The organism is Kitasatospora atroaurantiaca, assembly GCF_007828955.1.
In the GTDB taxonomy this organism is placed as follows: Bacteria; Actinomycetota; Actinomycetes; order Streptomycetales; family Streptomycetaceae; genus Kitasatospora; species Kitasatospora atroaurantiaca.
Genome location: NZ_VIVR01000001.1, coordinates 7,408,083 through 7,419,413, shown reverse-complemented (window position 1 = coordinate 7,419,413; position 11,331 = coordinate 7,408,083). Strand labels below are relative to the sequence as shown.

Below are 11,331 nucleotides of genomic sequence, written 5' to 3'. Positions count from 1 at the left end.
CGGGTCACCCCGACGCCGGTCCGGCCCCCCGCCCGCAGGCGGTGGCCGTACTCGGACACGAAGGAGGAAGCATTCATGGCGATTCGTCTCAGGAGGCGGGCAGGGCCTGCATGGCCTTGATGAAGCCGTCCACGTCGAGCTTGCCGTTGAAGAACTGCTGGACGGCGGTGTGGATCGGCGTGTTGGCGGCCGGCGGGTACGCCTGGTCCCAGGACAGCTGGAACGACGGGGCGGCCTTGACCAGGTTGTACTGGTACTTCGAGTAGTCGGGGTTGGCCGCGGTGCCGAGGAACTGCTCGGTGTTGGTGGTGGTCGGCAGGTTGCCGATCGCCAGTTGCGCCTTCACGAACTCGTCGGAGTACATGAGCTTCAGGAAGGCGGCCGCCGCATCGGGGTGCTTGGTCTTCTTGAGCACCGAGTAGAAGTTGTTGGTGTTGCCGACCACGTCGGCCGGGTCGCCCTTGCCGCCCGCGATGCCGGGGAAGTTGCTGTACCCGAGGTCGCTCTTGGCGAAGTCGGGACTGGCGTCCTGCTGGGTGGCGTACTCCCAGGAGCCCATCAGCTCGAAGGCCGCCTTGCCCTTGGCCAGCAGGGCCGGGGAACCGCCGTCGGTGAACTTGACGGAGTCGAAGTTCGAGCCGAACGCGCCGGCGTCGACCAGTTGCTTGAGCATGCCCAGGGCCTTCTTGGCGTCCGCGCTCTCCCAGGCGCTCTTGTCGCCGGCCAGCGCCTTCCGGAACAGCTCGGGGCCCGCCACGCGGTCGAAGACGTACTCGTACCACATCAGGGTCGGCCACTGGTCGCCGCCGCCGAGGGCGAACGGGGTGATGCCCTTGGCCTTGAGCACCTGGACGGCGCCCAGCAGGTCGTCCCAGGTCTTCGGGACGCTCAGGCCGGCGGCGGCCAGCACCTTCTTGTTGTCGAACAGCAGTACGGGCTGGGTGCCGCGCATCGGGATGCCGTAGGACTTGCCGTCGATCACCGCGGTGTTGAACACCGAGGGCAGGAAGTTGCTCTTCAGCCCCGGGTCCGCGGCGATCATGTCGTCCAGCGGGAGCAGCAGGTCGGACTTCACGTAGGGCTGGATGCTGCCGCCACCCCAGTTGAAGAAGACGTCCGGCGCCTGGGGGGTGTTGATGATGGTGTTGAGCTTGGCCTGGTAGTCCGCGCCGGGAATGGTGTCCAGGACGGCCTTGACCTTCGAGGTCTTGTTGAAGGTCTCGACCAGCTGCTTCTCGACCTTGTTGCTGGCGTCCCCGTAGACCAGCACGTGGATCGTGCCGGAGTCCCCGCTGGCGGAGGAGGAGCCGCTGCTGCTGCAGGCGGTCATCCCCACCATGGCCACGGTCAAGCCGAGCGCAACAGCGAAAGAGCGTCTCTTCATCAGAACTCCCCTGAAAGTTTCGATCTGACTGTCGAAATCCCTGATGGCCGGACGCTAGGTTGCAGGCATGTTGCGGGTCAACCCCTGGCGCCGAGGGTTACGGAAGCGTGATCCGCCACAGTGCGCTCAAGGATGCATCCCACCGCCGCGCTCCCGAAACTTTCGACCAGTCGACTCGCCCCTTGTCGCGCCGACCTCGGAACACTAATTTGTTGCTCGGCATGATGAATAGGGCCTCCCCCAAACCCCGGGCGTGAACCGATGACGACCACCGGCCCGTTGACCAACTGGGCGGGCAGCCTCGCCTTCGGCGCGCGAGCCGTCCACCGACCCCGCGCCGTGGACGAGTTGCAGGAGCTGGTCCGCCGCAGCGACCGCGTCCGGGCCCTGGGCAGCGGCCACTCCTTCAGCACGGTCGGCGACACCAAGGGCGACCTGGTTCTCCTGGACGGCCTGCCCACCCGGATCGACATCGCTCCGGACGCCCGAACGGTCACCGTCTCCGCCGCCACCCGCTACGCGGAGCTGGCGGTCGCCCTCCAGGCGGCGGGCCTGGCGCTGGAGAATCTGGCCTCACTGCCGCACATCTCCGTCGCCGGCGCCACCGCGACCGGCACGCACGGCTCGGGCGACGGCCTCCGGTCGCTCTCGGCCGCCGTTCGCTCGCTGGACGTCGTCGGCGCCGACGGCGAGTTGAGCACGGTCACCCACCCGGGTGCGGTGGTGCACCTGGGTGGCCTCGGCATCGTCACCGCGCTCACCCTGGACGTGGTCCCCGCCTTCGACGTACGGCAGTACGTCCATGTCGGCCTCGCGCTCGCCGACTACCCGGCCCACCTGGACGAGATCCATGCCGCCGGCTACAGCGTCAGCATGTTCACCGACTGGGGGTCGGGCACGGGCCGGGTCTGGGTCAAGCAGGTCGGCGACGGCCCGACCGCGGCCGTCCCCGGCGCGCGGCCGGCCGACGGCCCGGAGCACCCGGTACCGGGCATGCCCACCGTCAACTGCACGCCGCAGCTGGGAGTTCCGGGCCCCTGGTACGAGCGGCTGCCGCACTTCCGCCCCGAGTTCACCCCCAGCAGCGGCGCGGAGCTCCAGTCCGAGTTCCTGCTCCCCCGCGCGGCGGCCTCGGCGGCTGTAGCGGAACTGCGCGCGCTCGGGGCACAGTTGGCACCCGTACTGCACATCTCCGAGGTGCGCACGGTCGCCGCGGACGAACTGTGGCTGAGCCCGTCCTACGGCCGCGCATCCCTGGCGTTCCACTTCACCTGGAAGCCCGACCTCGCCGCGGTCGCCCCGGTGCTCGCCACGGTGGAACGGGCCCTGCTGCCCCTGGGCGGCCGTCCCCACTGGGGGAAGCTGACGCTCTCGGGGCAGGCCGCGAGCAGCTACGAACGGTTGCCGGACTTCCTGGCCCTGCGTCGGGCACTGGACCCGGCCGGGAAGTTCGGTAACCGCTTCACCGATGCGCTGGCCGGCACCGAGGGATGAGACGGCCGCTGCGGCGGCAAAACTTTCGACGGGTTACTGGTTGTAAGTTTCAGACTTTTGACGAAGTGCCAGCCGGGATCTTGGGTTTGCATCGGGCGTCAGCCACCTGACCAGCGCCTTCCTGAGCGGGGGCGAGCTCGATGACCTGCGAATCTATCGGTAACCCGGTCGAAAGTGTTGACAGCCTGTCGGGACCGGGCCAACACTGGCGCCGTCGACAAGTCCGAGCGGCCCTGGATCCGGGTCGCATTCGCCAACCTGCTGTGGACGCAGCGAGGTTGATGACAAGTCGATTCGTGCACCGCCGCGCGACACCCGTCCGGCCGACCACCCGCACGGTCACCGGTGGCGCGGGGCTGCACCCACCCCCACCCATCGGCAGGACGGATCAATCTCGTGAACTCCCCCCACCCCAAGAGCCGCAGGACCAGCCGCGTCCGGCGGATCGCCGGCAAGGCGCGCGTCCTCGCGCCGGCCCTGGCGGCCGTCCTGATCTTGCCCGGCACCACCGACGCCGCGACCATCGCCACGAACCAGACCGGTACCGACGGCGGGTACTTCTACTCGTTCTGGACCGAGGGCAGCGGTGCGGCCTCGATGTCCCTGAACGGCGGCGGCAACTACGGCACCTCCTGGACCAATGCCGGCAACTTCGTCGCCGGCAAGGGCTGGAGCACCGGATCGCGCAACCCGGTGACCTACTCGGGCACGTGGAGCACCAACGGCAACGCCTATCTGTCGCTCTACGGCTGGAGCACCAACCCGCTCGTCGAGTACTACATCGTCGAGAACTACGGCTCCTACAAGCCCACCGGCACGTACAAGGGCACCGTCACCAGTGACGGCGGCACCTACGACATCTACGAGACGACGCGCTACAACGCCCCCTCCATCGAGGGCATCAAGACCTTCAACCAGTACTGGAGCGTCCGCCAGACCAAGCGGACCGGCGGCACCATCACCGTCGGGAACCACTTCGACGCGTGGGCCAGGTACGGCATGAACCTCGGCACCATGAACTACGAGATCCTGGCCACCGAGGGCTACCAGAGCAGCGGCAGCTCGAACATCACGCTGGGCTCCTCCACCGGCGGCGGCACCGGCGGCGGCTGCACCGCAACGCTCTCCGCCGGCGCCTCGTGGAGCGACCGCTACAACCTGAACGTCTCGGTCGCCGGATCGAACTCCTGGAAGGTGACCGTGAAGATCCCCTCCCCGGAGAAGATCGGCTCGACCTGGAACGTCAACACGTCCTACCCCGACGCCCAGACCCTCGTCGCCACCCCCAACGGCTCGGGCAACAACTGGGGCATGACCGTCATGAAGAACGGCAGCACCACCTGGCCGACGGTCTCCTGCAGCACGAGTTGACCCAGCTCTGAACTGTTAGCGCTAACAGACGGTACGGACAGCCAGGCCGATCCCCCATCGGTCGAACCGTCCAGTGGCGTGAGCAGCGCGTCATCCGACAGCACAGCGAAGGGCATCCCCCACCCACGAGGAGAACGATCCGTCATGCCATGGCTCACCAAGAAGCCCCTTCTCCGCAAGGCCCTCACGGCCGCCGCCTGCATGGCCGTCAGCTCGGTCACGGCCGTCACCGCGAGCCCCGCGGCCCATGCCGCCGGGGCGACCACGCTCGGCGCGGCGGCGGCCGACAGCGGCCGCTACTTCGGTACGGCAGCGGCCGCGGGCAGGCTCGGGGACTCGACGTACTCCACCATCCTCGACCGGGAGTTCAACATGATCACCCCGGAGAACGAGATGAAGTGGGACGCGATCGAGCCCTCCCGCGGGTCGTTCAACTTCGCGGCCGCCGACTCGATCGTCAGCCACGCCTCCGCACACGGCCGGCGCATGCGCGGCCACACCCTCGTCTGGCACTCCCAACTGCCCAACTGGGTCGGCTCCATCACCGACGCCAACACCCTGCGCGGTGTGATGAACAACCACATCACCCAGGAGATGACCCACTACAAGGGCAAGATCTACGCCTGGGACGTGGTCAACGAGGCCTTCGCCGACGACGGCAGCGGCCAACACCGCAGCTCGGTGTTCCAGAACGTCCTGGGCAACGGCTTCATCGAGGAGGCCTTCCGCACCGCCCGCAACACCGACTCCTCGGCCAAGCTCTGCTACAACGACTACAACATCGAGAACTGGACCGACGCCAAGACACAGGGCGTCTACACCATGGTCAAGGACTTCAAGTCCCGCGGCGTGCCCATCGACTGCGTCGGCTTCCAGAGCCACTTCGGCACCGGCGGCCCGCCGGCCGGCTTCCAGACCACCCTGTCCAACTTCGCCGCCCTCGGCGTCGACGTCCAGATCACCGAACTCGACATCGCCCAGGCATCCCCCAGCGCCTACACCAACACCGTCAAGGCCTGCCTCAACGTCGCCCGCTGCACCGGCATCACCGTGTGGGGCATCCGCGACAGCGACTCCTGGCGCACCGGCGAGAACCCGCTGCTGTTCGACAACAACGGCAACAAGAAACCCGCCTACAACGCCGTCCTCACCACACTCGGCGGCACCAGCGGCGGCACACCGGAGGGCGGCATCAACTCCGGCAGCATCTACACGCTCACCGACACAGCCGCCGGACGCGTCCTCGACGAACCCGCAGGGCAGAACGGCAACGGCACCCCGCTCCAGGTGTGGGACGCCAGCGGCGCCACCAACCAGCAATGGCGGGCAGACCGGAACGGCGACGGCACCTACACCCTCACCAACATCGCCAGCGGCCGGGCCCTCGACGAACCGGGCGGCCAGACGGGCAACGGGACACGGATACAGGTCTGGGACTCCAACGGCGGCGCCAACCAGCACTGGAAGGCCACCCAGAACAGCGACGGCACCTACACCCTCACCAACGTCGCAAGCGGCCGAGCGCTCGAGCTCCCCGGCGGTCAGACCGCAAACGGCACTCCCGTCCAGATCTGGGACGCGAACGGCGGTGCCAACCAGCACTGGACCTTCCGTTGAGTTGAGCCGCCGGCCACCATCGCAGCGCGGCGCTCAGGGCCACCAAGAAATGTTAGCGCTAACAGAGCTGCGTTCAGTAGCTCCATCCATTCCTAAGAGAGAGGTCCCCATGCGCAGACGAACTTCCAGCCGCAGGCGGCTGTCCGCAGTACTCATTGCCGTCGTCGCGGCCGTGGCGGCGCTGGCGACGATGCTCGTCGCCAACCCCGCTCAGGCGGCCACCACCGGCGCCTTGCGCGGTGCGGGTTCCGGTCGCTGTCTCGACGTGCAGAACGCCAGCCAGACCGACGGCGCGTCCCTGCAGATCTACGACTGCTCGAACGGGACCAACCAGCAGTGGACGCTGACGTCCGCCAACCAGCTGACCGTGTACGGCAACAAGTGCCTGGACGTTCCGAACCACGCCACCACAGCCGGCACCCGGGTACAGATCTGGACCTGCAGCGGCGGGGCGAACCAGCAGTGGCGGGTGAACTCCGACGGCACGATCGTCGGAGTCGAGTCCGGACTGTGCCTGGACGTCACGGGCGCCGCCACGGCGAACGGCACGGCGGTGGAGCTCTGGACGTGCAACGGCCACAGCAATCAGCAGTGGACCGGACTGTCCGGTGGCGGCGGCACGTGCGCGCTCCCCTCTGCGTACCGGTGGTCCTCGACGGGTTCGTTGGCGCAGCCGGCGAACGGGTGGGCGTCGGTGAAGGACTTCACCGACGTGGTGTACAACGGCAAGCACCTGGTCTACGCGTCGAACGTGTCGGGATCGTCGTACGGCTCGATGATGTTCAGCCCGTTCACGAACTGGTCGGACATGGCGTCGGCCGGGCAGAGCGGGATGAGCCAGGCCGCGGTGGCGCCCACGCTGTTCTACTTCGCGCCCAAGAACATCTGGGTGCTGGCGTACCAGTGGGGTGCCTGGCCGTTCATCTACCGCACGTCGAGCGACCCGACCAACCCCAACGGCTGGTCCGCGCCGCAGCCGCTGTTCACCGGCAGCATCCCGAACTCCGGCACCGGCCCCATCGACCAGACCCTGATCGCCGACGGCCAGAACATGTACCTGTTCTTCGCCGGCGACAACGGCAGCATCTACCGGGCCAGCATGCCGATCGGGAACTTCCCCGGCAGCTTCGGCTCCTCCTACACGACGGTCATGAGCGACACGGCGAACAACCTGTTCGAGGCGCCGCAGGTCTACAAGGTCAAGGGCCAGAACCAGTACCTCATGATCGTTGAGGCGCAGGGCTCCGGCGGACGCTACTTCCGCTCGTTCACCGCCCTCAGCCTGAGCGGTTCGTGGACCGCGCAGGCCGGCAGCGAGAGCAGCCCGTTCGCGGGCAAGGCCAACAGCGGTGCCACCTGGACCAACGACATCAGCCACGGCGACCTGGTCCGCAACAACCCCGACCAGACCATGACCATCGACCCCTGCAACCTCCAGTTCCTCTACCAGGGCAAGTCCCCCACCGCCAGCGGCCCCTACGACCAACTGCCGTGGCGGCCGGGTGTTCTCACCCTGCAGCACTGACCCATCCGCTCCACCGTGATCGCGTGGAACCCCAGCCGTCCGTCAGCTGGGTTCCACGCGCTTGTGGACCGGCTGACCGACCCCTCGAAGACGCGCCCTGGAACTCCTGGTGCCAAACTCGGCGGCACCGCCCACCCCGTCACTCGCGTCCCGATCGCACCCGAGCTGGCCGTCCTGCCGGGGCCGGTGGAACCGTGACCCCGGAACCACTCACGCCTGAGGCTGCGTCACCTGCTACTCGTTTACCGCATCTTGACGCACCGGTTGTACGGCTGGCTTCATTGGAACTGTGGGAGCGCTCCCATTTGCCTTTGGGGCTCCCATCATCCCCTCCCCCACGAAGGAAGGCTCCCACCCATGCCTCCCGTCCTCTCCGGCCGCGGGCTGCCCCGGCGCGCCGCCGCCGTGCTGACCGGCCTGGCCCTGGCCGCCGGCGGGCTGACCGCCACAGCGTTCGCCCCGGCCACCGCCACCGCTGCCACGGCCACCACAGCCGCCGACTTCCCCGTCCGGGTGAACCAGCTGGGCTACCTCCCCGACGGCCCCAAGCGGGCCACCGTGGTCAGCTCCGCGAGCGCTCCGCTCACCTGGCAGCTGCGCGACGCCTCCGGCGCGCAGGTCGCCGCCGGCACCACCACCGTGCACGGCGCCGACCAGGCATCCGGCCAATCGACGCACCTGGTCGACTTCAGCGCGTACAGGGGCACCGGCTCCGGCTTCACCCTGGTCGTGGACGGCCGGGCGACCCACCCGTTCGACATCTCGGCCGCGCTCTACGACGGGCTGCGCGCGGACAGCATGTCGTTCTTCTACCAGCAGCGCAGCGGCATCGCGATCGACGCGGCCCTGGCCGGCAGCGCGTACGCCCGCCCCGCCGGCCACCTCGGGGTGGCCCCGAACAAGGGCGACACCAGTGTGCCCTGCCAGGCCGGGGCGTGCGACTACCGGCTCGACGTACGCGGCGGCTGGTACGACGCCGGCGACCAGGGCAAGTACGTGGTCAACGGCGGCATCGCGACCTGGGAGCTGGTCAACTCCTTCGAGCGGGCCCGCCGCTCGGGCGGCGATGCGGCGCTCGGCGACTCGACGCTGAAGGTGCCCGAGCGCGGCAACGGGGTGCCGGACGTGCTGGACGAGGCCCGCTGGGAGCTGGAGTTCATGCTGCGCATGCAGGTCCCGGCGGACAAGCCGCTCGCCGGGATGGCCTTCCACAAGATGCACGACGCCCAGTGGACCGCTCTGCCGACCCGCCCCGAACTCGACGACCAGCAGCGCGAGTTGCACAAGCCCTCGACCGCCGCCACGCTCAACCTGGCCGCCACCGCCGCCCAGTGCGCCCGCGTGTACGCGCCGTACGACGCCGCGTTCGCCGCCCGCTGCCTGGACGCGGCCCGCCGCGCCTGGGCTGCGGCCAAGGCCAACCCGAACCTCCTCGCCCCGGCTACCGACAACACCGGCGGCGGCGCGTACGAGGACGCCGAGGTCTCCGACGAGTTCTACTGGGCGGCGGCCGAACTCCTCGCCACCACCCGCGAGTCGCAGTACCGGGACGCGGTCATCTCCTCGCCGCACCACACCAAGCCGGTCGACGCGTTCTGGTGGGGCGGCACCGCGACGCTCGGCCGCATCACCCTGGCCACCGTGCCCGGCGTGGCCCTGCCGGCCGACGACGTGACGCGGCTGCGCGGCCTGCTGACCTCGGCCGCCGACGCCTACCTGTCCACCATCGCCGGCCAGGGCTACGCGGTGCCGATCGCCGCCGACGGCTACGTGTGGGGCTCCAACAGTGCGGTGGCCAACAACGCGATGGTGCTGGGCGTCGCCTACGAGCTGACCGGCGCCCAGCGCTACCGGACCGGCGCGCTGGAGACGATGGACTACCTGCTGGGCCGAAACGCCCTGGACCGCTCGTACGTGTCCGGCTACGGCGAGCGCGCCTCCGAGAACGAGCACCACCGTTTCTGGGCGCACCAGAACGACGCCTCGCTGCCGCACCCGCCCGCCGGCTCGTTCGCGGGCGGCCCGGATGCCGGCCTGGAGGACCCGGTGGCGAAGGCCCAACTGGCTGGCTGCGCACCGGCGGCCTGCTATGTCGACGACATCGGCTCGTACTCGACCAACGAGGTGGCGATCAACTGGAACGCCTCGCTGGCCTGGCTGGCCGCGTTCGCCGCCGAGCGGCGGACCGCGCCCTCGACGCCCGCAGTGCAGGTGACACCGGCGGCGATAACCGTCCCCGAGGGCGGCTCCGCGACGGTGGCGGTGCGGCTCTCGGCCGCCCCCGTCCAGAACGTCACGGTGACGGTCACCCGCACCTCGGGCGACACCGACCTGTCGGCGACCACCCCCTCGCTGCTCTTCACCCCGGCCAACTGGGCCACGGCACAGCAGATTTCACTGTCGGCGGCGCAGGACGCCGACACCGCGGCGGGCAGCGCGGTGTTCACAGTCGGCGGCCCGGGCGTTCAGGCGGCGACCTTCACGGCGACCGAAGCGGACGACGACACGGTGCCGCCACCGGCGTCCTGCTCGGTGGCGTACAAGGTCGACAACGCGTGGAGCAACGGATTCACCGCGACGGTGACCGTGAAGAACACCGGCACCTCCACCGTCTCCGGCTGGACGCTCGGCTGGAGCTTCTCCGGTGACCAGCGGATCTCCAACGCCTGGAACGCGACGGTGGCCCAGTCCGGCGCCGCCGTGACCGCGCGCGACGCCGGCTGGAACGGCACCCTGGCCCCCGGGGCGAGTGCGAGCCTCGGGTTCCAGGCGACGCACTCCGGCACCAACCCGGTGCCGGCCCGGTTCACCTTGAACGGCGCCGACTGCGCCTGATCACCACCCCGATCCGCTGCCCGCCGCACCGTCACGGTGCGGCGGGCAGCGCGGCCGGCCGACCGGCTTCAACTCCCGATGCCTGCAGCACCATTGGCTACGGCAGATTCCCGGGGCTAGCTTCAGATAGTTCGATAAATATTTCGAAACTTTCGAGCATCCCGTCTTCCCATGACCCCCAGGAGTTCGCTGTGAAGCTGCGCCGTCAGCTCGCGGCCGCCGCCGGTATGGCCGCCGTCCTCATGCTCGTTCCGTCCGCGGTCGCGACGGCCGCCGGAGACGGTGTCCGGCCGGTGCCGAGCGACTCCCTGCGTACCCTGGGCTCGCAGCAGAACCTGCGCATCGGTACCGCCGTCGACATGGCCCGGCTGGGGACCGATCAGGCGTACACCGAGATCGCCGCCGACCAGTTCTCCGTCATCACCCCGGAGAACGCCATGAAGTGGGAGGCGGCGGAGCCCAGCCGGGGCAGCTACGACTGGGCGCCCGCGGACCAGTTGGTGCGGTTCTCCCAGCAGCACGGACAGGCGGTCCGCGGCCACACGACTACAACATCGCCGGCCAGGACGGCACCAACGCGAAGTACACGGCGGTCCACGACTACGTCGAGAAGCTGCGCGCGCAGGGGGTACCCATCGACGGCATCGGCGAGCAGGGGCACCTCGACACCCAGTACGGCTTCGACGCCCAGCGCTTCCAGGCCGACCTGCAGGGCTACGGCGACCTGGGGCTGAGGGTCGCCGTCACCGAGGCGGACGTGCGCACCTCCGTGAACAACGCGACGGACCAGGTCCCCACCAGTCAACTCGCCGAGTTCGCCCAGCCGTACGAGTTCTCCGAGATGCTCAAGGGCTGTCAGCTCGTCCGGCAGTGCATCTCGTTCACGGCCTGGGGCGTGTACGACGGTGACTCCTGGATCCCGGGCACGTTCGGCGGCGAGGGCTACGGCCTGCTCTACGACGTGAACATGCGGCCGAAGCCTGCCTACTTCGCCCTGCGGCAGGACCTGGCCGTGGCCGCGGACTCCGCGCACCATGGCGGCCGGGGCTCCGGGAGGAAGTGACCCCCGGCCGGCCCGCAGGGGCGCGCCCCTGCGGGCCGGTGG

The 11,331-nt window shown here is 69.3% G+C and carries 6 protein-coding genes and 2 pseudogenes; 7 read left to right on the top strand and 1 reads right to left on the bottom strand.

The features are described 5' to 3' along the window. Nucleotides 1-88 precede the first annotated feature (88 nt). Nucleotides 89-1,339: an ABC transporter substrate-binding protein gene (locus FB465_RS33230; RefSeq protein WP_425461271.1), complete on the bottom strand. Its 1,251-nt coding sequence runs from the start codon at nt 1,337-1,339 to the stop codon at nt 89-91. A 306-nt stretch (nt 1,340-1,645) separates the two neighbouring features. On the opposite strand from FB465_RS33230, the gene FB465_RS33225 reads away from it, so the two are divergent. The 7 genes and pseudogenes from FB465_RS33225 (at nt 1,646) to FB465_RS33200 (ending at nt 11,289) form a co-directional block, all read left to right on the top strand. Further along, nucleotides 1,646-2,878, top strand: coding sequence for an FAD-binding protein (locus FB465_RS33225; RefSeq protein ID WP_145796560.1), 1,233 nt, complete (start codon nt 1,646-1,648; stop codon nt 2,876-2,878). Nucleotides 2,879-3,274: 396 nt separating this feature from the next. Continuing rightward, entirely contained in the window at nt 3,275-4,249 is a 975-nt protein-coding gene (locus FB465_RS33220; protein WP_246193028.1) for a glycoside hydrolase family 11 protein, read from the top strand. 144 nt (nt 4,250-4,393) lie between these two features. Then, nucleotides 4,394-5,863, top strand: a pseudogene (locus FB465_RS33215) (glycoside hydrolase family 10 protein); the annotation flags it as partial. 112 nt (nt 5,864-5,975) lie between these two features. After that, the gene (locus FB465_RS33210) at nt 5,976-7,391 is read left to right on the top strand and encodes a non-reducing end alpha-L-arabinofuranosidase family hydrolase (protein ID WP_145796557.1); all 1,416 of its coding nucleotides are present in this window, start codon (nt 5,976-5,978) and stop codon (nt 7,389-7,391) included. A gap of 357 nt (nt 7,392-7,748) precedes the next feature. After that, nucleotides 7,749-10,226: a glycoside hydrolase family 9 protein gene (locus FB465_RS33205; RefSeq protein WP_145796555.1), complete on the top strand. Its 2,478-nt coding sequence runs from the start codon at nt 7,749-7,751 to the stop codon at nt 10,224-10,226. Nucleotides 10,227-10,453: 227 nt separating this feature from the next. Beyond that, nucleotides 10,454-10,711, top strand: a pseudogene (locus tag FB465_RS38030) (endo-1,4-beta-xylanase); the annotation flags it as partial. Continuing rightward, nucleotides 10,669-11,289, top strand: coding sequence for an endo-1,4-beta-xylanase (locus FB465_RS33200; protein ID WP_211785915.1), 621 nt, complete (start codon nt 10,669-10,671; stop codon nt 11,287-11,289). The pseudogene FB465_RS38030 and the gene FB465_RS33200, both read left to right, overlap by 43 nt. Nucleotides 11,290-11,331: the final 42 nt, after the last annotated feature.

Bases quoted from the DNA above. Each gene is read 5' to 3' on its own strand.
- FB465_RS33210 (WP_145796557.1), top strand. From the start codon at position 5,976: ATGCGCAGACGAACTTCCAGCCGCAGGCGGCTGTCCGCAGTACTCATT.
- FB465_RS33230 (WP_425461271.1), bottom strand. From the start codon at position 1,339: ATGGTGGGGATGACCGCCTGCAGCAGCAGCGGCTCCTCCTCCGCCAGC.
- FB465_RS33205 (WP_145796555.1), top strand. From the start codon at position 7,749: ATGCCTCCCGTCCTCTCCGGCCGCGGGCTGCCCCGGCGCGCCGCCGCC.
- FB465_RS33225 (WP_145796560.1), top strand. From the start codon at position 1,646: ATGACGACCACCGGCCCGTTGACCAACTGGGCGGGCAGCCTCGCCTTC.